Source organism: Candidatus Pelagibacter sp. PS_23 (assembly GCF_059417905.1).
In genome coordinates this window covers 486,255-512,936 of sequence record NZ_CM182071.1, presented here as the reverse complement: position 1 = coordinate 512,936, position 26,682 = coordinate 486,255, and the positions used below count along the sequence as shown (strand labels likewise).

7 protein-coding genes are annotated in these 26,682 nt (G+C 35.1%); all 7 read right to left on the bottom strand.

Annotated elements, in window-relative coordinates:
* Nucleotides 1-12 precede the first annotated feature (12 nt).
* Nucleotides 13-630 carry a type IV pilin protein gene (locus AC5SLY_RS02655; protein ID WP_494575662.1) on the bottom strand — a complete coding sequence of 206 codons (618 nt, stop codon included), beginning with the start codon at nucleotides 628-630 and terminating at the stop codon, nucleotides 13-15.
* Nucleotides 631-975: 345 nt separating this feature from the next.
* On the bottom strand, nucleotides 976-1,611 hold the full coding sequence (locus AC5SLY_RS02650; protein WP_494574316.1) for a type IV pilin protein: 636 nt from the start codon (nucleotides 1,609-1,611) through the stop codon (nucleotides 976-978).
* A gap of 21 nt (nucleotides 1,612-1,632) precedes the next feature.
* Complete coding sequence (locus AC5SLY_RS02645; RefSeq protein WP_494599060.1) at nucleotides 1,633-2,271, bottom strand: pilin; 639 nt, start codon at nucleotides 2,269-2,271, stop codon at nucleotides 1,633-1,635.
* Nucleotides 2,272-2,349: 78 nt separating this feature from the next.
* Entirely contained in the window at nucleotides 2,350-4,452 is a 2,103-nt protein-coding gene (locus AC5SLY_RS02640; protein ID WP_494574314.1) for a site-2 protease family protein, read from the bottom strand.
* A complete protein-coding gene (locus AC5SLY_RS02635; RefSeq protein WP_006996984.1) occupies nucleotides 4,449-5,783 on the bottom strand; it encodes an efflux RND transporter periplasmic adaptor subunit in 1,335 nt (444 codons plus the stop codon). Before AC5SLY_RS02635 ends, AC5SLY_RS02640 begins: the two co-directional genes overlap by 4 nt.
* Nucleotides 5,780-6,493 (bottom strand): efflux RND transporter periplasmic adaptor subunit, encoded by a 714-nt coding sequence (locus AC5SLY_RS02630; RefSeq protein ID WP_006996985.1) that lies wholly within the window; start codon nucleotides 6,491-6,493, stop codon nucleotides 5,780-5,782. The genes AC5SLY_RS02635 and AC5SLY_RS02630 overlap by 4 nt, the downstream gene beginning before the upstream one ends.
* 14 nt (nucleotides 6,494-6,507) lie before the next feature.
* Nucleotides 6,508-26,643: a cadherin-like domain-containing protein gene (locus tag AC5SLY_RS02625; RefSeq protein ID WP_494599059.1), complete on the bottom strand. Its 20,136-nt coding sequence runs from the start codon at nucleotides 26,641-26,643 to the stop codon at nucleotides 6,508-6,510.
* Between the last annotated feature and the right edge of the window lie 39 nt (nucleotides 26,644-26,682).

Below are 26,682 nucleotides of genomic sequence, written 5' to 3'. Positions count from 1 at the left end.
ACATATAAATTTTCAATAGAAATCAAAATCGTGTTCTATCACCTTATCACCACATTTAGTTATTAGAAACAGTTGTCCCTCTGACTGCCAATTATTGCTTAATTCATTTCCACTACTATCTCTTTTTCTAAGAGATACATTACCTCTCATATCATATTTATCTCCTTCATATAGTTCCCTGGTTCCGGTAGGATGAAAAACACCATAACGATTGTAGGGATTGGCCATCCCGTTAAGTGTTGTTCTTGAACCTATATTTGAGTCTGCTTTTCTCGATAAATCTGTAATAGTAATTTCATTTATAGTAAGCCTGGCTAATTTTTCATTTTTCGTGTACCCATACTGATACACAACGTCCCTGCCGCCAATGAACATAGTATTACAATCATATTCCCAAGATTGTTCAGGATTCCACAAAAAATTAATTGTTGGGTTAAGCTCACACCACATTATATTTTCATAAACAGATTTAACTATGGTTCTAAAATTACCTTTGCAAGCTGATTCTTTAGCCCCAGCTGTATACCCATTATAAGCAACAACCCCGACAGATGATAAAATACCAATGATGGCAACTACCACTAATAATTCAATTAAGGTAAAACCTTTTTTATTATTTATAACTTTCATTTTTAAAATTTATAATCGATTTGATGTATCTTTTTATATCAAAAGATGTCCATTTTAGGTTTAATAAACTAATGATATTTAAAAACCACTTTCTCTTACAAGAATAGCAATAATATTTTTAAACAATTTTGTAAAAGGGCTCAAAAAAGGCGGAAGTCTCGCATTATCTTATCTATACGTATAATAATTTGAGAAAATTATTATTCTCACTTTAGTAGTCTTAACGTATTATTCTATACAAATGAGATTTTAATATATTCTATACGTATGAGATTATAAGAATTGTAATTATTAATATTATTATATTCTTACATTCTTATTTACGTGAAGAAAACATATAAATTTTCAATAGAAATCAAAATCGTGTTCTATCACCTTATCACCACATTTAGTTATTAGAAACAGTTGTCCCTCTTTATTCGCAGCTATTTCATTTCCACTACTATCTTGTTTTCTAAGAGTTACTTGACCTCTCAGATCATATTCATCTCCTTCATATAGTTCCCTGGTTCCGCTAGCATTAAAAACACCATAACCAGTTTTTCCCGCGTAGGGATTAGTCATCGAGGTAAGTGTTGATCTTGAGCCTGATTTCGTCTTTTTCCCCCGCGCTATGTCACCTGGTAGCGATAAATCATGAATAGCAATTTGATCTATAGTAAGCCTGGCTATTTTTTCATTTTTCGTGTACTCCGTATACACAGTGTCCCTGCCGCCAACGAACATATTATTACAATCATATTCCAAAGATTGTGTGGTATTCCACAAAAAATTAATTGTTGGGTTAAGCTCACACCACATTATATTTTCATAAACAGATTTAACTATGGTTCTAAAATTACCTTTGCAAGCTGATTCTTTAGCCCCAGCTGTATACCCATTATAAGCAACAACCCCGACAGATGATAAAATACCAATGATGGCAACTACCACTAATAATTCAATTAAGGTAAAACCTTTTTTATTATTTATTACTTTCATTTTAAGAAAACATATAAATTTTCAATAGATATCAAATTCGTATTCTATCACTTTATCACGACATTTAGTTATTAGAAACAGTTGTCCCTCTTCCTCCGCCTTCCAATTTGCAAAGCCTAATTCATTTCCACTACTATCTTTTTTTCCAAGAGTTACTTTACCTCTCTGATCATATTTATCTCCATAATAATATGCATTGGGTGAAGCAGCATCAAGAACAGTATAACCAGTGTAGGGATTAGTCATCGTTTTAAGTGTTGATCTTGAATCTAATTTTGTCTCTTTCCCTCTTGCAGCGGCAAGCTCTCTAATTCTATCCATATTACCAAGTTGATTTACAGTAAGCTTGGCTAATATTTCTTCTGAAGTTGCATTTAAGTTTCTGTTATAGTTTTCTTCCTCCAAATTACCACAATCATATTCTCGAGATTGTTGTGAACTCCACAAAAAATTAATTGTTGGGTTAAGCTCACACCACATTATATTTTCATAAACAGCTTTAACTATGGTTCTAAAATTACCTTTGCAAGCTGATTCTTTAGCCCCAGCTGTATACCCATTATAAGCAACAACCCCGACAGATGATAAAATACCAATGATGGCAACTACCACTAATAATTCAATTAAGGTAAAACCTTTTTTATTATTTATAACTTTCATTTTTAAAATTTATAATCGATTTGATGTATCTTTTTATATCAAAAGACGTCCATTTTAGGTTTAATAAACTAATGATATTTAAAAACCACTTTCTCTTACAAGAATAGCAATAATATTTTTAAACAATTTTGTAAAAGGGCTGTATCGACTCCCTTCAATATGAACATAACCAGGTAATTCGAATTGAATTTTACTACGTTTCGCAAGTTTGAAGTCTGCAATATAATGTGCTGTTTGTGGACGATATTGAAATTTTCCTCCTGTAAAATTTCTTATAGCAACTGGACCATTATGAATTGAGCTTAATGAAATGTAAGGAAGATTATTAACAGCAGATAAATCTAGTGATTTTGAAACTAAATAAACTTTATCATGAATTCCATCGTTTGGAATAAAGACAGCTGGGTTTTTTTCTAAAAATCGATCTATTTGTTCTTCTTTAATAAATCCTTTTACCTTTCCAGTACCGAATTGAACAATACCTAAAAGTTGATCTAAATTACTAACCCACATATCTTCAGATAAATTATAAAAATCTTTTATCTTTCCTTTAATGGGTGCTTTAATTAAAAGCTTATTTTGAACTTTTGTAAGACCAGATAATTCTGTTTGTAGAGCAATTAATCTTTGTTGTAACGTTAAGTATTGATCCATATTTCCTGCTGAATTACTTAATCGATTAATCTTTGTCTTGATTAGTTTTATATTTCTTCTTAATGAAATAATTTCATTCTCTAAATCAGGCGAATAAAGTTCAATTAGATTTTGTCCTTTTTCAACTTCATCATCTTTTTCAACTAATATTCTTTTAATCATTGAAGGATAAGGTGCGTAAATTTTTAAATACTGCTCAGAAATATATACTGCAGGTATTTTTAAAGATGACTTCCAGGGTAAGAATAAAACCATTAATAAAGCAGTAATAATGATTAAAGTTCTTTTGGTTTGTTTGTTAAATTTTATTTCAGATTTTAATTTGTACCAATTATTCACTTCACGAATTACCGGTAACATAATGAACCAATAAATTTCAACCGCAAACAGTATGATTCCTAAAAATTTAAATGCTAGGTGATAAACTAAAAGTGCAATACCTAAAAATAGAAAAAATCGATACAGCCATGTCGCCCAAGCATAAACGATAAAAGTCCATCTTCTTGAGGGGTTAATTTCTTCTGGAGGACTATGATTAAGACCAAATAAAGTTTCCCTTATTTTCCACCTTGCAAGAGCAAATGAACGAGGTTGTAAATTTTCAGCTTTTAACCAATCGGAAAAAACATAGTAGCCATCAAATCTCATGAAAGGACTTACATTAATTGTTAAGGATGAAATCCATGATGTTGTTGCAATGAAAAAGGCTGCACTTTTAAATCCACCCTCAGGTAAAATTCCCCAAATAAAAGTTGCAAATAACGCTAGATGTAATTCTGTAAGTATACCACCAAAGTTTATTAATAATCTTTCTTTGTGATTTCTAAGTCTCCAGGCATCAGTTGTATCGGTATATAAAAATGGAAAAAAAACTAAAAAAGCTATTCCAATCGCAGATACTCTGCAGCCATAGTGTTTTGCAATATAAGCATGTCCTAATTCATGAAGACATTTTACAAAAACTAAAGTTAAGAAATAAAGCATTAACCCTTGAAAAGAAAAGAAATAAAGAAAAGTGCTTTTAAAGGTTTCAAATTGTTGAGCGACTAAAAATAAACCAACAAAACCAAAGAAGTAAGTAATATTTCTAAATCGTTTTGAACCAAAATATTTTACATATTTTAAAGTTTTAGAAAGCCAATTGTCTGGTTTAAATAATGGAATTTTAAAAAATAGATAACTGTGTATTAAATATAATAACCAGCTCTTCTTCATGCTATTTTTTTGTTGTAGTAAATAGCTAACGTTTTGACCGGAAGGTTGGACAATTAAATTATTTTGGTGAAGAAAACTAATAAAACTTTTTATTTCATCTTCACTGGTTTCAATTCCTGATGAATTAATTTTCTTTTCAAAGTTTTTAATATCTTCACCTCCACTCCAGTTTTTAATAAGTTTAAAAGCAGTTAAACCAAGTGTGAAGTATTTATTTCGAATTGCATCATATAAAAGCCATGCGGGCGAACCATCTTCACGGCTATTACCACGAAAAACTTCTAAATCTTGTCTTAGATAAGGAACGATCATATTCCTATTAATTGTCTTACAAAAGTAATTGGTTTTCTAAGAACATAATAGAATAGAAAAACTCTTGAACCATAAACTTTAGCCGTTCCTCTCAATCCTATTCTTGGAGGTTTTTTTCCCTCAAAACTAGCTCCTAATTTATAAGATAATATTTCTTCAGGAGACAAAGAAGGTTCGTAAGAAGATCTTAAAAGTTTTCCTTTTAACGAGCTAATTGGATTGATGTCTAAAAACACTTTAACTTTAGAATTTTCTTTAATCACTAACGAGTCTTTAACCGGCAACCATATCAAAAACTCAACTTCATCAGGATTTGCAACAGTCATAATTTTTTCACCCACTGCAACGGGTCGTCCTTGCCAATCATTTTTTTGATCTACAATTGCAATTCCTTTTTGTTTTGCAAATAATTTTGTATTTTTTAGCTTTTCTTGTGCTGATGCTACTTCTACTTTTTTTAATTCAACTTGTGCCACTAATTCTGCTAATCGAGCTTTTTCCTCATTATTCGTAAAGGATGATTGTCTGCTTCGAAGAAGTTCTTTTTGAGCTACTTGAAGGGATTGGTTTGTAATATTTAAATTATTTTTAAGTTCGATATCTTCTAATAAAACCAATAAATCACCTTGCTTAATTTTATCGTTATTACTTGCTACAATATTTTTAACCACCCCATCAAATGGTGAAGTAACTAAGCTTGGATTTTTTGCTATAACCTCAACTGGAGCCGTACTAGTTATTCGAATAGGTAAAATTAAAATTATAAAAATAGCTGCATAAATTTTCCATGATTTTTTTCCAGTTAAATATTTTTTATAATGATTTTTAATTGAAAAATCTTTTAAGAACGAATTAAAAGCATGACCATAAGTTGAAGACAAATGTCCGGCAAGTTCAATTTCGTTTTCAGAAAATTTTTCACTTCTTACTAATAATAAATAACCTTGTAGGCCTTTTTGAGGTGAAATAATTGGAATAAATAAAATGTTTTCGGGTAAATTTTTTGGTTTCTCAGAATTAATATTTTTAGCAATTTTGTCTAATTCTAAATTTTGAATTTCTTTATCACTTAACGATTTATCGTTGTTCACAAAGTTTTCTATAAAAGTAAGTAAAGGTGACGTTCTATCAACTGTAGCTAAATCAGAGGTTGCTTTAATATTAAATTTATCCGCTGGTGTTTTTAATAATAAAAACGCACTGATATAATCGATAATTTGTCTTGTCTCATTTGCGATTACAAAATGTAGTTCGTCTTGAGATCTTGCTTCTCTTGCTTTTTTTTCTAAACCAAATAACCGAGCAACTTTTATGTTTTTATCTTCACTCAAAATTTAACGATCCCACTCATTCCAGGTATTAATGAATCGTATTTTTCATTAAACTGTGCTTTTAATTCTATTGTTTGACTAATTGCATCCACTGTAGCTCCTAAACTAATAACGGTTGCATCTAACGTTTCTCCAGTTTCATCAATAATGATTTTTACGTTATGTCCTTTTTTTAACCATTTAAGCCAATTACTTGGAGCAACAATTTCAGCTTCTAATAATCCATCCCCAACAATGTCCATTAAGGGTTGTCTTTGTTCTATACTGGTAAAAATAGTTGTATAAACATCCATCACTTTTCCATCATAAGGAGCAATGATTTCACATCGATCCACATTTAAAGTTGCAATACTCAATTCTGCTTTAGCCTTTTCATAATTTGAAACTGTTAATTGGTATTGGAGTTTACCAATTGATCTTAGTTCTAATAACTCTTTATCATTTTCTAATTGTATTCTTGCACTCTCATGTTCGGCTTTAATTACATCTTTTTGTGCTTTATAAATTTCACAATCAAAACTAATCAGCACATCCCCTTCTTTAAAGGCATCTCCTAATAAAAAATTAATACTTTGAACTCTTGCAGCAATTTCACTGGAAATTGAAACTTTTTCAGTTGCACTCACTAAACCTCGAGCTTCCCTTTCTTCAGAATGAACAGAGTTTAAAGATGATAAATAAATGAATAATATAAATAGTAATTGTTTCATGAGGCTAAGTTATTTTATAGTCTATTAATAAGGTCATTACCATAATCTTCCCAATCATTAAATTCTTTATCTAATTGGTCGCTTAAAGTAACAAATTTATTATTTTCACCCCCATCAAAATTTTGGGATACATTTTGCTCTTGTAAATCAATTTCTAAATCTTTTACAATAATTTTTCCATCCTGCTCAATAATAAGTTTTAATTCTAATTGAGAAACATCTTCAGGTGGATTTTCTGCAATAATTTGACCCGTTACAGGATCATACTCAAGCCAGTCAGGTACTTCGGTTCCATCTTTAAGAACAAGTTTAGTATTATTAAAATTACCCTTTAGCTCATTGGGTAAATCTATAATTAAATCATTTCCAATATTTAAAGGTTTAAGTTGAAAAATTGTTTCTGGTTTAAACGTTTCAATAATTTCATTGATATCTGCTGGATTGTTAAAATTTAATGTTTTGTTAAATGATCTTTCAACTAATCCATCTTCATTTTGTTTTACAATATTAACCGTACCATCTTCATTAACAGTAATTGAAGAATTTGTTCTTTTTGCTTGTTTGATAATTTTTCTATCTTGTTTTATTTTTTCAGGATCAATCTCAACTGCAATTTCTCGAGTTTCATTGTTTTTATCCGTTGCAATAATCATAATTTCAACTTTATCTACACCTTCTGGAATATTTGTGGTTGTTTGACCTGTTTTAGGATTAATTTTAATCCACTCAGGTAATGCAGAACCATCACTCATTTTTCCATCAAATTTAACAATCTCATTGTCGGCTTCATTCATGACACCAAATTTCAATTTTAAACCTTCTTGTTTGTCTTTAACTTTAAGGTTTGAAAGTTCTCCTTCTGAAATTTGAAGAGAGTCTGTTTCGGCAACTAAATCAACTAATTTGAGACCTTGGGAATAATCTGTTTTTCTTGCGGTTTGTTCAAATTCAAAATTATTTAAATCAAATTCTGTTGATTGATTTAGTTCTGTGAAAGTATTTTCAACTTGAACTCTTGCTTCCATTTTAGATTGATTTCTAATAATTCTTTCAGCTTTCTTTTCTCTAATTTCTTTAACAACACCACCACCATTTTGTAATTTTAATACAATTGAACTTGTATCCGTAACACCGCTGCCATCTCTAACTGTATAATTAAAATATTCATAAACTATTTCACCTGGATCCAATGTATCTTTTAAACCTTCATTAACTATATATGTGTAGCTACCATTTGAGTTCATTATCAAAGAACCATAAGTTCCAATTAATGCCTCCCCTAATGTTCCAGCAGTACCTGAGCCTTCAGTTGATCCTGTTTTTATCTCGGTTACTATTGATGTATCATTTGAATCTGGATCAGTATCGTTAGTTAACACATCTTTTTCAGAGTCATTTGTGACTGTTAAAGTTGAAGTTGCTGCTATATCAATTGTATTACTATCATTAACACCAACTGGGGCATCATTAGCACCTGTAACCGTTATAGTAAGTTGTCCTGTATCTGTTCCACCATTACCGTCAGAGACTGTATATGTAAAATAATCTATTCCAGTTTCTCCACTACCTAAAACATCATTAGGCGTATAACTATATGTTCCATCTGAATTAATTGTTAAAGATCCATAAGTACCAGTTAAAGGTGTAGCTATTGCTCCAAACGTTCCAGAGCCAGACTCTGTTCCTGTTCTTATGCCTGATATTTCTAATGTATCTCCCTCTGTATCTGTGTCGCCATAGAGAATATCTGAAGTCCCGTCTGTGACTGTTGTAGTAGTGCCTTCTGTTGCAGTATTTGTCTCATTATCAGCAACCGGATTATCATTTATAGCGGTTACGTTAATTGTCATAGTGTAACTTGAAGCACTATCTGCATCGCCATCATTTACAGAGAAACCAATTGTTGTATAAGGAGATCCATTTTCATCTGCAGTAGGATTTAATCTTAAATAACTATTTGAGATATCTGTTGCAGTTATTACTTGATTTAAGGTTACATCTACCCAGTTTGATCCATTATAATATTCTAAAGCACCAGCAGATTCTAATGTTGTAATTTTTACACTTACTAATGCATCGTCATCATCTGCATCTGTGTAGCCAAAATCAGATGTTGAAAATACATATGGTGTATCCTCTTCTGTTGAAACTGCATTGTTTGATGCTGTTGGCACATCATTAACACCAGTTACTGTAAAGATTAATGTTGCAGTGTCTGTCGCATTACTATCTGAAACTGTGTAAGTGAAACTATCTGTTGCAGTATCTGAGGCATCTAAATCGTCTGACGCTGATTGATCTGCAACGTAAGTGTATGTTCCGTTAGCTCCTATTTTTAATGTTCCATAAGTTCCAGTAACTGAGGTAAAATTATTGTTATAAGTACTACTTCCAGCAACTGAACTATTGGATTCACCTGTTACTGCAATTTGAGTTACTGTTAAAGTGTCACTATCAGCATCCGTATCTCCATGTAAAACATCTGAAGTTCCATCGGTGACTGTGACCGTTGCATCTTCATTCACTGAATTAATTTCGTTGTCAGCTACTGGAGCATCATTTGTATTGATTACATTAACGGTCATTGTATACGAAGATGAACTGTCCGCATCTCCATCATTTACAGAAAAACCAATTGTTGTATAGGGTGAGCCTGTTTCATTTTCAGTAGGATTTAATCTTAAATAATTATTTGAGATATCGGTTGCAGTTATTACTTGATTTTCAGTTACATCTACCCAAGCTGATCCATTGTTATATTGTAAAGCACCAGCATCTTCTAATGTTGTAATTTTTACACTTACTAACGCATCATCATCATCTGCGTCTGTGTAGCCAAAATCTGATGCTGAAAATACATAAGGAGTATCTTCGTTTGTAGTTACAGTTTTATCTGCAGCTTCTGGTACATCATTAACACCAGTTACTGTAAAGATTAATGTTGCAGTGTCTGTCGCTGTTCCATCTGATATTGTATAAGTGAAACTATCTGTTGCAGTATCATTTAAATCTAAATCATCCGCAGCACTTCGATCAGCTACATATGTATATGTTCCATCAGCTCCAACAGTAAGTGTACCATAAGTTCCTGTTACTGTTTCTGGTGAACCAGAATTATAAGTACTGCTTGCAGTAACTGCATTATTTGATCCACCTGTTACTGCTATTTGTGTAACTGTAAAACTATCATCATCATCAGCATCACTATCATCATCCATTAATAGACTTGATCCTGAAGTTCTTGTAACTGTTGCATCTTCATTTACAGCATCAGTATCATTGACTGCAGCTGGAGCATCGTTAACACCAGTCACTGTTATTGTAATCGTTCCGGTATCTGTTGCCGTTCCGTCTGATAGTGTATAGGTAAAGATATCTGTTGCAGTATCTGAGGCATCTAAATCATCAGCAGCACTTTGATCAGCTGCATAAGTATACGTTCCATCCGCTGCTAAAGTTAATGTACCATAATAACCTACAACGGCACTTGATCCTGCAGTTCCACTATTCCCATTTCCAGATGATGCACTTCCACCACTTTGATTTGTAGCTGAAGTATGAGAATAAGTTGTAGCTGTTAAAGTATCACCACTATCAACATCAGTATCACCATGTAAAACATCTGAGGTTCCATCCGTAACGGTTAATGTTGCATCTTCATCGACTGAGTTAGTTTCATCATCTGCAACAGGTGCATCGTTAACTGCTGTTACATTGACTGTAATGGTATTAGCTGAGGCACTATCTGCATCGCCATCATTTACTGTAAAATTAAAAGTAGTGTAAGAAGATCCATTTTCATTTGCAGCTGGATTAAATCTTAATTTGTTAGCAGCAATGTCAGTTGCTGTTATCACTTGATTTTCAGTTACATCTACCCAAGCTGATCCATTGTTATATTGTAAAGCACCTGCATCTTCTAATCCTGTAATTTTTACACTTACTAACGCATCATCATCATCTGCGTCTGTGTAGCCAAAATCTGATGCTGAAAATACATAAGGAGTATCTTCGTTTGTAGTTACAGTTTTATCTGCAGCTTCTGGTACATCATTAACACCAGTTACCGTAAAGATTAATGTTGCAGTGTCAGTTGCCGTTCCATCCGATATTGTATAAGTGAAACTATCTGTTGCAGTATCATTTAAATCTAAATCATCCGCAGCACTTCGATCAGCTACATATGTATATGTTCCATCAGCACCAACAGTAAGTGTACCATAAGTTCCTGTTACCGTTTCTGGTGAACCAGAATTATAAGTACTGCTTGCAGTAACTGCATTATTTGATCCACCTGTTACTGCTATTTGTGTAACTGTAAATGCATCATCATCATCAGCATCACTATCATCATCCATTAATAGACTTGATCCTGAAGTTCTGGTAACTGTTGCATCTTCATTTACAGCATCAGTATCATTGACTGCAACTGGAGCATCATTAATTCCTGTCACTGTAAAGATTAATGTTGCAGTGTCAGTTGCCGTTCCATCCGATATTGTATAAGTGAAACTATCTGTTGCAGTATCATTTAAATCTAAATCATCCGCAGCACTTCGATCAGCTACATATGTATATGTTCCATCAGCACCAACAGTAAGTGTACCATAAGTTCCTGTTACCGTTTCTGGTGAACCAGAATTATAAGTACTGCTTGCAGTAACTGCATTATTTGATCCACCTGTTACTGCAATTTGTGTAACGGTAAAACTATCATCATCATCCGCATCACTATCATCATCCATTAATAGACTTGATCCTGAAGTTCTTGTAACTGTTGCATCTTCGTTAACAGCATCAGTATCATTGACTGCAGCTGGAGCATCGTTAACACCAGTCACTGTTATTGTAATCGTTCCGGTATCTGTTGCCGTTCCGTCTGATAGTGTATAGGTAAAGATATCTGTTGCAGTATCTGAGGCATCTAAATCATCAGCAGCACTTTGATCAGCTGCATAAGTATACGTTCCATCCGCTGCTAAAGTTAATGTACCATAATAACCTACAACGGCACTTGATCCTGCAGTTCCACTATTTCCATTTCCAGATGATGCACTTCCACCACTTTGATTTGTAGCTGAAGTATGAGAATAAGTTGTAGCTGTTAAAGTATCACCACTATCAACATCAGTATCACCATGTAAAACATCTGAGGTTCCATCCGTAACGGTTAATGTTGCATCTTCATCGACTGAGTTAGTTTCATCATCTGCAACAGGTGCATCGTTAACTGCTGTTACATTGACTGTAATGGTATTAGCTGAGGCACTATCTGCATCGCCATCATTTACTGTAAAATCAAAACTAGTGTAAGAAGATCCATTTTCATTTGCAGCTGGATTAAATCTTAATTTGTTAGCAGCAATGTCAGTTGCTGTTATCACTTGATTTTCAGTTACATCTACCCAAGCTGATCCATTGTTATATTGTAAAGCACCTGCATCTTCTAATCCTGTAATTTTTACACTTACTAACGCATCATCGTCATCTGCATCTGTGTAGCCAAAATCTGATGCTGAAAATACATAAGCTGTATCCTCATTTGTAGTTACAGTTTTATCTGCAGCAGTTGGCACATCATTAACTCCTGTCACTGTAAAGATTAATGTTGCAGTGTCAGTTGCCGTTCCATCCGATATTGTATAAGTGAAACTATCTGTTGCAGTATCATTTAAATCTAAATCATCCGCAGCACTTCGATCAGCTACATATGTATATGTTCCATCAGCACCAACAGTAAGTGTACCATAAGTTCCTGTTACCGTTTCTGGTGAACCAGAATTATAAGTACTGCTTGCAGTAACTGCATTATTTGATCCACCTGTTACTGCAATTTGTGTAACGGTAAAACTATCATCATCATCCGCATCACTATCATCATCCATTAATAGACTTGATCCTGAAGTTCTGGTAACTGTTGCATCTTCGTTAACAGCATCAGTATCATTGACTGCAGCTGGAGCATCGTTAACACCAGTCACTGTTATTGTAATCGTTCCGGTATCTGTTGCCGTTCCGTCTGATAGTGTATAGGTAAAGATATCTGTTGCAGTATCTGAGGCATCTAAATCATCAGCAGCACTTTGATCAGCTGCATAAGTATACGTTCCATCCGCTGCTAAAGTTAATGTACCATAATAACCTACAACGGCACTTGATCCTGCAGTTCCACTATTTCCATTTCCAGATGATGCACTTCCACCACTTTGATTTGTAGCTGAAGTATGAGAATAAGTTGTAGCTGTTAAAGTATCACCACTATCAACATCAGTATCACCATGTAAAACATCTGAGGTTCCATCCGTAACGGTTAATGTTGCATCTTCATCGACTGAGTTAGTTTCATCATCTGCAACAGGTGCATCGTTAACTGCTGTTACATTGACTGTAATTGTATTAGCTGAGGCACTATCTGCATCGCCATCATTTACTGTAAAATCAAAACTAGTGTAAGAAGATCCATTTTCATTTGCGGCTGGGTTAAATCTTAATTTATTAGCAGCAATGTCTGTTGCGGTTATCACTTGGTTTTCAGTTACATCTACCCAAGCTGATCCATTGTTATATTGTAAAGCACCTGCATCTTCTAATCCTGTAATTTTTACACTTACTAACGCATCATCGTCATCTGCATCTGTGTAGCCAAAATCTGATGCTGAAAATACATAAGCTGTATCCTCATTTGTAGTTACAGTTTTATCTGCAGCAGTTGGCACATCATTAACTCCTGTCACTGTAAAGATTAATGTTGCAGTGTCAGTTGCCGTTCCATCCGATATTGTATAAGTGAAACTATCTGTTGCAGTGTCTGAAGCATCTAAATCATCCGCAGCACTTCGATCAGCTACATATGTATATGTTCCATTAGCTCCAACAGTAAGTGTACCATAAGTTCCTGTTACCGTTTCTGGTGAACCAGAATTATAAGTACTGCTTGCAGTAACTGCATTATTTGATCCACCTGTTACTGCTATTTGTGTAACTGTAAATGCATCATCATCATCAGCATCACTATCATCATCCATTAATAGACTTGATCCTGAAGTTCTTGTAACTGTTGCATCTTCATTTACAGCATCAGTATCATTGACTGCAACTGGAGCATCATTAATTCCTGTCACTGTAAAGATTAATGTTGCAGTGTCAGTTGCCGTTCCATCCGATATTGTATAAGTGAAACTATCTGTTGCAGTATCATTTAAATCTAAATCATCCGCAGCACTTCGATCAGCTACATATGTATATGTTCCATCAGCACCAACAGTAAGTGTACCATAAGTTCCTGTTACCGTTTCTGGTGAACCAGAATTATAAGTACTGCTTGCAGTAACTGCATTATTTGATCCACCTGTTACTGCAATTTGTGTAACGGTAAAACTATCATCATCATCCGCATCACTATCATCATCCATTAATAGACTTGATCCTGAAGTTCTGGTAACTGTTGCATCTTCGTTAACAGCATCAGTATCATTGACTGCAGCTGGAGCATCGTTAACACCAGTCACTGTTATTGTAATCGTTCCGGTATCTGTTGCCGTTCCGTCTGATAGTGTATAGGTAAAGATATCTGTTGCAGTATCTGAGGCATCTAAATCATCAGCAGCACTTTGATCAGCTGCATAAGTATACGTTCCATCCGCTGCTAAAGTTAATGTACCATAATAACCTACAACGGCACTTGATCCTGCAGTTCCACTATTTCCATTTCCAGATGATGCACTTCCACCACTTTGATTTGTAGCTGAAGTATGAGAATAAGTTGTAGCTGTTAAAGTATCACCACTATCAACATCAGTATCACCATGTAAAACATCTGAGGTTCCATCCGTAACGGTTAATGTTGCATCTTCATCGACTGAGTTAGTTTCATCATCTGCAACAGGTGCATCGTTAACTGCTGTTACATTGACTGTAATTGTATTAGCTGAGGCACTATCTGCATCGCCATCATTTACTGTAAAATCAAAACTAGTGTAAGAAGATCCATTTTCATTTGCGGCTGGGTTAAATCTTAATTTATTAGCAGCAATGTCTGTTGCTGTTATCACTTGGTTTTCAGTTACATCTACCCAAGCTGATCCATTGTTATATTGTAAAGCACCTGCATCTTCTAATCCTGTAATTTTTACACTTACTAACGCATCATCGTCATCTGCATCTGTGTAGCCAAAATCTGATGCTGAAAATACATAAGGAGTATCTTCGTTTGTAGTTACAGTTTTATCTGCAGCTTCTGGTACATCATTAACACCAGTTACCGTAAAGATTAATGTTGCAGTGTCAGTTGCCGTTCCATCCGATATTGTATAAGTGAAACTATCTGTTGCAGTATCATTTAAATCTAAATCATCCGCAGCACTTCGATCAGCTACATATGTATATGTTCCATCAGCACCAACAGTAAGTGTACCATAAGTTCCTGTTACCGTTTCTGGTGAACCAGAATTATAAGTACTGCTTGCAGTAACTGCATTATTTGATCCACCTGTTACTGCTATTTGTGTAACTGTAAATGCATCATCATCATCAGCATCACTATCATCATCCATTAATAGACTTGATCCTGAAGTTCTTGTAACTGTTGCATCTTCATTTACAGCATCAGTATCATTGACTGCAGCTGGAGCATCATTAATTCCTGTCACTGTTATTGTAATCGTTCCGGTATCTGTTGCCGTTCCGTCTGATAGTGTATAGGTAAAGATATCTGTTGCAGTATCTGAGGCATCTAAATCATCAGCAGCACTTTGATCAGCTGCATAAGTATACGTTCCATCCGCTGCTAAAGTTAATGTACCATAATAACCTACAACGGCACTTGATCCTGCAGTTCCACTATTCCCATTTCCAGATGATGCACTTCCACCACTTTGATTTGTAGCTGAAGTATGAGAATAAGTTGTAGCTGTTAAAGTATCACCACTATCAACATCAGTATCACCATGTAAAACATCTGAGGTTCCATCCGTAACGGTTAATGTTGCATCTTCATCGACTGAGTTAGTTTCATCATCTGCAACAGGTGCATCGTTAACTGCTGTTACATTGACTGTAATGGTATTAGCTGAGGCACTATCTGCATCGCCATCATTTACTGTAAAATTAAAAGTAGTGTAAGAAGATCCATTTTCATTTGCAGCTGGATTAAATCTTAATTTGTTAGCAGCAATGTCAGTTGCGGTTATCACTTGATTTTCAGTTACATCTACCCAAGCACTACCATTATAATATTGTAAAGCACCTGCATCTTCTAATCCTGTAATTTTTACACTTACTAACGCATCATCGTCATCTGCATCTGTGTAGCCAAAATCTGATGCTGAAAATACATAAGGAGTATCTTCGTTTGTAGTTACAGTTTTATCTGCAGCTTCTGGTACATCATTAACACCAGTTACCGTAAAGATTAATGTTGCAGTGTCAGTTGCCGTTCCATCCGATATTGTATAAGTGAAACTATCTGTTGCAGTATCATTTAAATCTAAATCATCCGCAGCACTTCGATCAGCTACATATGTATATGTTCCATCAGCACCAACAGTAAGTGTACCATAAGTTCCTGTTACTGTTTCTGGTGAACCAGAATTATAAGTACTGCTTGCAGTAACTGCATTATTTGATCCACCTGTTACTGCAATTTGTGTAACGGTAAAACTATCATCATCATCCGCATCACTATCATCATCCATTAATAGACTTGATCCTGAAGTTCTGGTAACTGTTGCATCTTCATTTACAGCATCAGTATCATTGACTGCAGCTGGAGCATCGTTAACACCAGTCACTGTTATTGTAATCGTTCCGGTATCTGTTGCCGTTCCGTCTGATAGTGTATAGGTAAAGATATCTGTTGCAGTATCTGAGGCATCTAAATCATCAGCAGCACTTTGATCAGCTGCATAAGTATACGTTCCATCCGCTGCTAAAGTTAATGTACCATAATAACCTACAACGGCACTTGATCCTGCAGTTCCACTATTTCCATTTCCAGATGATGCACTTCCACCACTTTGATTTGTAGCTGAAGTATGAGAATAAGTTGTAGCTGTTAAAGTATCACTATCTGCGTCTGTATCTCCGTGTAAAACATCTGAGGTTCCATCCGTAACAGTTAATGTTGCATCTTCATTAACAGCTCCTGTTTCATCATCTGCAACAGGTGCATCGTTAACTGCTGTTACATTGACTGTAATTGTATTAGCTGAGGCACTATCTGCATCGCCATCATTTACTGTAAAATCAAAACTAGTGTAAGAAGATCCATTTTCATTTGCAGCTGGGTTAAATCTTAATTTATTAGCAGCAATGTCTGTTGCAGTTATTACTTGATTTTCAGTTACATCTACCCAAGCTGATCCATTGTTATATTGTAAAGCACCTGCATCTTCTAATCCTGTAATTTTTACACTTACTAACGCATCATCGTCATCTGCATCTGTGTAGCCAAAATCTGATGCTGAAAATACGTAAGGAGTATCTTCGTTTGTAGTTACAGTTTTATCTGCAGCAGTTGGTACATCATTAACTCCTGTTACTGTAAAGATTAATGTTGCAGTGTCAGTTGCCGTTCCATCCGATATTGTATAAGTGAAACTATCTGTTGCAGTGTCTGAAGCATCTAAATCATCTGCAGCTGATTGATCGGCTGTATAAGTATAAGATCCATTGGCACCAACAACTAAAGTTCCATAAGTTCCAGTAATTGAGGTTCCATTAGAATGAGTAGTACTTGAAGTAACTGAACTATTTCCTCCACCTGTAACTGCAATTTGTGTAACAGTTAAAGTATTTCCATCTGCATCTGTATCATCTGCAACTAATAATTTTGATCCTGAGCTTTCAGTTATAGTTGCATCCTCATTTACAGCATCTGTATCATCTGTAGCTGAAGGAGCATTGTTACTACTATTAACTGTAATTGTTAAAGTAGCTGTATGTGTTGCTGTTCCATCTGATAATGTGTAAGTAAAAACATCGGTACCAGTACTTGAACCTGCAATGTATTGATAAGTACCGTCTGCACCAACTCTCAAAGTTCCCTTACTACCAGTAACTGATGTGTAACCTGAATTATAAGCAGTTCCTGGATTAACAGCAGTTGCACTTCCACTTGCTGTGGTTGCAACAATACTCGATACACTTAATGAAGCACTAGCATCTGCATCCGTATCCCCATGTAAAAGATCTGAAGTACCATCAGTGACTGTTAAAGTTTGAGTTGTATCAACTGAACCTGTTTCAGCATCTGCAACAGGTGTATCATTAATTCCATTAACAGTAATAGTTAAAACTGCCATATCCGTTTCACCTTGTCCATCTGAAACTGTGTAGTTAAATGTATCAGTAACCACATCCCCTGGATCTAAAGCATCTGCTGCATCTTGATTAGCTACATAGGTATATGATCCATTTGCTGCAATAGTTAATTGACCGTATGTTCCTGTTAAAGCTGAACCAACAGATCCTACGGTACCCGATCCCTCACTTGATCCTGTTCTAATTGCAGTAACTGTAAGAGTATCGCTGTCAGGGTCTGTATCATAATTAGCAGTTGAACTTGTGTTAATGACATCTCCTGAATGTTCGCCGCTAACATCATTTGTCAAATTAAAAGGTGAAGCTAGATTCCATTCCTTAATTTTTACTGGAGTACTACTATTAGCTCCGTTAAAACTAAAGAATTTTGATCCATCATTGTTAAAAGTGATATATCGAGCAGGGACTCCATTACCAAGAGAACCAGTAGCTTCACCAGTATCAAAATAGGTGCTATTTGAACTTGCAGTCATAAGATCATAAGCAGTTGACAATGACCACTGTAATATTTTTGCTGTAGAACCAATTGTTGCTGTTTGATGAACTGTAAATAACTTTGTACCATCGTTATTATATTGCATACCACTAAAGCTACCTACAGACAAATATGAGGAAGTTTTTGAAGCAGTTGAAGTATCAAAAGGATCACTTAAAGTATATTTGTATATTAAATAATCATGTTCACTAACAAACATCTCTGAACCATCGTCATTAAAAAGAAATGTTTTAAAATTATCATACTGATCCCCTAACAGGAGGGAATTACCCGCTGTTACAGTGCTGGTAATATCGTAAGGGGTGCTTAAAGTGTATTGATACATATAACTTCGAGTATTTTGATTAGTAGAATCATTAAGAACAAAAAGCTTTGTTCCGTCATTATTAAATCTCATAGCATAGTTGTATAATTCATAACCTCCAACAGTAATATAATCACTACTTGAAACTGAAGCAGTCGATACATCAAAAGGAGTTGACAATGTGTATTGAAAAAGGGTTTTACCAGAGACATTAGCATTATATCCTAGTGTGTACATTTTTGTTCCATCAGGATTAAAAAGTAAATCGTTAAAAGTACTTTGAGTAGTAGCAGGATTTGAATCTGAACCTGCAATAGTAAAGCTATCGCTATCATCGTAAGATGCTGGTGCAACAGTTGTTAAATTATCACCATCATCAACTTCTAACGTTGCATCTTCATTTACAGTACCATTATCATCTCGTGCAGTTAGATCTTGGCTAGCAATAATATTCATTGTAAGGGTTGCAGTAGATGTAGTGGAGCCATCTGAAACGATATAAGTGAAGACATCCTTTATATTTGCATCTCCTGCATCAAGGCCTGATATATTTGAGTTTGCAACATAAGAGTAAGAACCATCAGAGTTAATTGTTAAAGTACCGTACTCACCTATCACTGTTTCAGAGTTACTTGAAAAAGTTGTTTGTGCATTTCCACCTGCTGTCGTTGCAGTGATACTAGTAATATTGCTACCATTATCAGTAATATCTCCAGTATGATTACCGGTGCTTGCTCCAGAGTTAGCGGCCGCACTATTTGCAACAGTTAAAGTTCCACCTTCTTTAATGAAACCTGCATCATTAACTCCAAGAATTGTAATTGTAATTACTCCAATGTCTGTTGCTGTTCCATCTGATAATGTGTAATTAAATGATTCTGTGACTGAGTCACCTACCGCTGCATCTTGATTAGCTACATAAGAATAAGAGCCATCTGCTGCAATGGTTAATTGACCATAAGTACCCGTTAAAGCTGAACCAATTGAACCAGCGGTTCCTGAACCTTCGCTTGAGCCTGTTCTAATTGCTGAAACTGTTAGAGATGCACTAGCATCGGCATCACTATCTGTATGAGAACTTGAACTAGTATCAATTACATCACCAGAATGTTCACCTGTTGCATCATAACTTCCTGAAACATTGGCATTAGCACTATTTGCAACTGTTAAAGTTCCATCTTCAACAATAACCCCAACATCATTTTGTGCAACTGGAGTATCATTCATACCAATTACTGTAATTGTTATAGTTGCTGTATCAGTTCCACCATTTCCATCAGATACAGTATAAGTAAATACATCTGTTACAGTATCTCCTGAATCTAAGGCCTGAGTTACTGTTAGATCTGCAGTATAAGTGTAAGAACCATTACCTTCTAAATCCAATGTTCCATAATAACCTGTAACATTGTTGGTTCCAGCTGTTCCAGTACTGCTTGTTGAAGATATACTACCCCCATCTTGATCTGTTGCTGATGTATGAGAGTAAGTTGTAACCGTTAGTGCGTCGCTTTCAGGGTCTGTATCATAATTATCTGTTGAACTTGTGTTAATGACATCTCCTGAATGTTCACCTGATACATCTATTAAGCTGAAAGGAGTAGTAAGCGAATATTCAAAAAGTTTATCTTGTTGTGAGCCTGTCACAAACATTTTTGTACCATCATTGTTAAATGTAATACCGAGTGGATACCAATCTTTAGATGAAACATCAAAACTACCTACAAACTCAAAAGTAGATGATAAGTCAAAACCAGTTGAGAGTGTATATTCATTAACATCCTTTCCCAATCCAGATATAAACATTTTTTTTCCATCATTGCTAAATGCAAAACCGTATGGACTTGCTTCTTGAGTGCCAACACTTACATAATTATTTGTACGAGATGCTGAAGTTACATCAAAGGCAGTTGAAAGAGAGTATTCATGCACTTCACGTTGTTGTGCATCTAGCGCAAATAATTTGGTTCCATCGCTATTAAATGCTACGTTTACACCGGATCCCATATTACGCGTATTTGGGTACTCCAGTATTAAATCAAAGAAATTATTATTATAAGAGCTTGTGGAAATATCATAAGCAGTTGATACGTCATATTCATATAATCTACCCGAATAAGCTGAATAGAATTTGGTTCCATCATTATTAAATGTGAAATTACTCGATGAAGAATTCTCATTACTAAGGTCAAAAGTTTCATCTGCACCATCAAATGAAGCACTAGAAATATCAAAGGCGGTTGTTAATGTATATTGATGAATTTCATTTGTATTTTGATAAGTATCAAGCACAAACATTTTTGTTCCATCAGGACTAAATTTTGTTTCCTGACTTTGATATCCTGCATCCCCTAAAGATTTAGATCTAACAAATGAAGCTGCAGTAACACTTGTTGTTGCATCACTACTATTAGAAACTGTTAACGTTGCATCTTCATTTACAATACCAGTGTCATCTCTTGCAGTTGGTGCATCGTTAACTGCTGTTACATTGACTGTAATGGTATTAGCTGAGGCACTATCTGCATCGCCATCATTTACTGTAAAATCAAAACTAGTGTAAGAAGATCCATTTTCATTTGCGGCTGGGTTAAATCTTAATTTATTAGCAGCAATGTCTGTTGCTGTTATCACTTGGTTTTCAGTTACATCTACCCAAGCTGATCCATTGTTATATTGTAAAGCACCTGCATCTTCTAATCCTGTAATTTTTACACTTACTAACGCATCATGATCATCAGCATCCGTGTAGCCAAAGTCAGATGCTGAAAATACATAAGCTGTATCCTCATTTGTAGTTACAGTTTTATCTGCAGCTGTTGGTACATCATTGATACCAGTTACTGTAATAGTTAAATTTGCTGTAGCACCATCTGCCGTATAGACAAATACATCTGTTACTACGTCATTTAAATCTAAATCATCAGCAGTACTTTGATCGGCTGTATAAGTATAAGAACCATCCGCACCAATTACTAAAGTACCATAAGTACCCGTAACAGAAGTTCCGTTAGATGTATAAGTACTACTACTAGCAACTGTTGAATTTGGTCCACCATCTTTTTTAATATGGGTGACTACTAAACCATTAGTATCAGCAGCATCATCATTTAATACATCGTCTTGAGAACCAGTTTTAGTAATTGTTGCATCTTCATTAACACTATCCGTGTCATCTGTTAAAGAAATTGAACTTGCAACGGTAAAAGTAATGCTACCTACGTCATAGGCATTAGATCCTGAATTACTTTCATCATCACGTGTAGTAAATGTAAAAATGTCTGTTGCAGTTGCATCGTACGCAATATTATTTGTTGAACTTGCTGTATAAGTATAAGTACCGTTTGCTGCAATATTTAAAGAACCATAGGTTCCAGATACTGCTGAACCAACTCCAGTATTATTTGTAACAATTGTATTATTTGAACTTTCATTTCCAGATGCAACACCGGTTACCACTAAAACACTATCATTATCATCGCTGTCAGCAACGCCGTCATGAACATCGCCAGAACTGGTTCCACCTGCAGCAACTGTTGATCCAACGGTTGCATCTGTAACATTGGGTGCAGCATTAACAGATACTGTCATTGTGTAAGCTGATGAACTGTAATCTGTTCCATCATGAACTTTGAAACCAAACGTTGGATTACTTTCAGAGTTTGCAACTGGGGTAAATCTTAATCTATTATTACTAATATCTGTTGCTGAAATTTCTTGGTTCAATGTAACATCTGCCCAAGATGATCCATTATTGTATTCTAAAGCACCCGCACTTTCTAATGTAGTAATTTTAACTTTTGATAAACTTCCACTTGTATCATCGTCAGCGAAGTTAAAATCGCTTACTGCAAATACTTTTGTAATATTGAGTGGAGTTCTATCCCCTGCTGTAGATGCTTGATTATTTTCATTGATATTAACAGTTCCATTTGAAGCCGTTGGTGCATCGTTAATACCAATAACTCTAATTGTAAGAATAGATATATCAGTTCCACTATTTCCGTCTGAAACGGTATAATTAAAACTATCATATACAACATCCCCTGCATCTAATGCATCTGCTGCATCTTGATTGGCTACATAAGTATAAGAGCCATCTGCTGCAATGGTTAATTGACCATATGTTCCTGTTAAAGCTGAGCCAATAGATCCTGCTGTACCTGAACCCTCAACTGAACCAGTTCTAATTGCACTAATGGTTAGTGAATGACCGTCTGCATCTGTATCAGAAGTATCAGTGTTACTTGAGTCAATAACATCTCCTGAATGTTCACCTGAAATATCTATTAAATTATAAGGACTAGCTAAATTATATTCATGAACTTTATCTGAATCATAACCCAACATAAACATTTTAGATCCATCGTTATTAAACCTTAAACTAAAAGTGTTTCCGTCTTGTGATGACGTATCGTATTCGCCATGATATGTTGCTGTAGAAACATCAAAAGCAGTAGATAATTCATATTCCGTAATATCATCACCCGTACCTCCGGTAATAAATAATCTTGTTCCGTCGCTATTAAATTCAATGTCTCTAGGATTAGTTTCATAAGACGATGTATTTAACCTTTCACTATCACCTGCATACGTAGCTGAAGATGAAGATATATCAAATGCTGTTGATAGAGAATATTCTTCAATTCGTTGACTATCAAATCCAGTTACGAATAATTTTGTTCCATCATTATTAAAACGAATTCCACAAGGTCTATTGTCTACAACAGATAAACTAACGTTATCGTATGTTCCTGATGAAATATCGTAAGCTGTACCTAAACTATATTGAAAAACTGCATCAGCTGTGTTAGCACCAGTGAAATACAACTTAGTTCCATCATTATTAAAAGTTATACCAAAAATTTCGGCATCTCTTGCTGAGACATCTAAAGAATCTACATAAGAAGCTGACGATACATCAAATGCTGATGTTAAAGTGTATTCATGAATATCATCATTATCATTTCCTGCATGAAACATTTTTAAACCATCTTTGCTAAAAGCAAGTCCAGCAGCTTTATTTTCTTGAACACTAATACTCTCAGCATCATCTGCACTATATGAGGTTGCAGCAGTTGTAATACTGTTAGCATTATCACCATCTGCAACAGTTAACGTTCCATCTTCATTTACTGTTCCTATATCATTACGTCCTATTGGATCAGTATTAGATAAAGTAATAGTTAAAGTAGCAGTATCAGTAGCTGTCCCATCAGATAAAGTATAAGTAAAAACATCCGTTCCAGCACTTGAACCTGCAACGTATGTATACGTTCCATCCGCTGCTAGAGTTAAAGTTCCATAAGTACCCGCTAAACCTGAACCAATTGAGCCAGCAGTTCCACTTCCCCCTTCAGCTCCAGTTCTAATTGCTGAAACTGTTAAAGATGCACTATCATCTACATCCGTGTCTCCAAATAAAAGATCTGAAGATCCATCGGTGACTGTTAAAGTATTGCCTACAGCAACTGATCCAGTTTCATTATCTGCAACTGGTGCATCGTTAGCACCATGAATAGTTATTGTGATTGTAGCAATATCTGTTCCACCGTTTCCATCTGAAACTGTATAATTAAAAACATCAGTTACAGTATCACCAACATCTAAAGCATCAGCTACTGATTGATTAGCTATGTATGTATAAGACCCATTTTCTGCAATAGTTAATTGACCGTATGTTCCTGTTAAAGCTGAACCAACGGATCCTGCTGTACCTACTCCTTCAGTAGACCCTACTCTAATTCCTGTAATAGTTAGTGTATCACTATTTGCATCAGTGTCTTGGTGTGTACCGCTTGATGTTTGAAGAACATCTCCTGAATGTTCACCTGCAGCATCATAAGATCCTGAGACATTTGCGTTATCTCCATTATCAACTTGTAAAGTTCCATCTTCAGCTACATGACCAACGTCATTTCTTGCAACGGGAGCTGAATTACTAACAGCATTAACAGTAATGGTTAAAGTAGCAGTATCAGTAGCTGTCCCATCAGATAAAGTATAAGTAAAAACATCCGTTCCAGCACTTGAACCTGCAACGTATGTATACGTTCCATCCGCTGCTAGAGTTAAAGTTCCATAAGTACCCGCTAAACCTGAACCAATTGAGCCAGCAGTTCCACTTCCCCCTTCAGCTCCAGTTCTAATTGCTGAAACTGTTAAAGATGCACTTGCATCTGCATCCGTGTCTCCAAATAAAAGATCTGAAGATCCATCGGTGACTGTTAAAGTTTGATTAGTATCAACTGAACCTGTTTCGTTATCTGCAACTGGTACATCATTTACACCCGTAATCGTAATTGTGATTGTTGCAGTATCCGTTGCGGTTCCATCCGATACTGTATAGGTAAATACATCTGTTGCAGTATCACTTGCATCGAGCGTATCAGTGATATTTTGATCGGCTGCATAGGTATAAGTTCCATCTGCTGCTAAAGTTAATGTACCATAATAACCTACAACAGCACTTGATCCTGCTGTTCCGCTATTACCGTTTCCTGATGATGCACTTCCGCCACTTTCATTAGTAGCTGATGTATGAGAATAAGTTGTGACCGTTAAAGTATCACCACTATCAGCATCAGTGTCACCATGTAAAACATCTGAAGTTCCATCGGTAACAGTTAATGTTGCATCTTCATTAACAGCTCCCGTTTCATTATCTGCTACAGGATCATTGTTTATTTGTTTAACTAAAATACGAATGTAGTCACCAGCTGCTGTGTTGCTATTTTTGGCTCCAAATTGTAAACGATTATTTGTTCCACTTCCATAATCTGAAACTGAAACCCAATCAGCACCATTACTGTTTGTCATAGAACTACTTAAGGAACTTTTATAAGAATTGAAAAAATTGGTATAAGTAGAATTGGTTGTAGACTTACCTTCCATAATTCTAGCACCGTCCGTATCAGAAGAATTACTATTTCCTCCGCTACTTCCCATCGCATAAACAAAATTAGAACTATGATAAGTAACACCATCTACAGTTGATGCTCGCGTATATGGTTGATCAAATAGTATTCCAACTATTTCGCCATCAAATACAACTTCACCAGCAGAAGACGGAGACCTTTTGTTGGTATTATGGACAAGCATCATTAAATATGAATTTACTGATATATTGCTAGAGGCATCTACATCAATTCCACCATTCATATATGCATATGTGTAATTTCCAGAGTCATTTAACTTGTCGCTTGTATCAACATTGACATCCGAAATATGTTTACCTGATGAAACTGAAACATTCTGTTTTTCAATAGCTAAACCAAAATCAGAACCAATTGATGAATAAGCTCCTGAATTTCCAAGACCTACATTACCAGAGCTCATCATTGTTACATTGCTATCAATATGAGTAACTCCTGAGTTTGCTATAACCCCTGAGGTAGATAGTGATCCTAATGAGTGATCGTAATTTTCAACTCTTAGTTCTTTTACATCAATAAAACCTTCTTCTTTTTCTAAATCCCAGTCTCCACCTTTACCAGTAAGGTCATCTGACGCTGCAATATCTGCTTTGGTAATCTCTGAGATTTTTTTAATTAAAATTTCACCTTGTTCAGTAGAAGCTATATTACAACCATAAAATAAAATATCCCCACTTGTGGTTAACGATTGACCGATGGATGCTAAAGTTGATTGGTAATTAGTGATGGTATCGTTATTTAAAAAAGCATTACCAAATAAAATTTCTCCAGCACTACCGTGACCAATGATGTGCAAACCATCAATATCTTTTCGATCATTTAAAATTTCACTAATTCTTTTAAATCCATCTTCATTGGAGTTGATTAAATAAAACTCAGTGTTTTCTTTAAATGAATTAATAATGGTTTCATAATCAGAGACAGCACTATCAATGAAAACTACATTTTTTTTGTTTTGGTCTCTTGCAGTGTTTGCAAAAGGAACTTCATTGTTGTCTTTAGTGGTATCGATTATTTTAGAGTTTTTTTTTATCTCTTCTTGATTGCGTTCATCAATTAAATCTAAAAAGGTTGAGGCCCCTGCTCCATCGAGCATTATCCTCTGCTCAAGGGCTTCTATAAATATTTTCTGTTT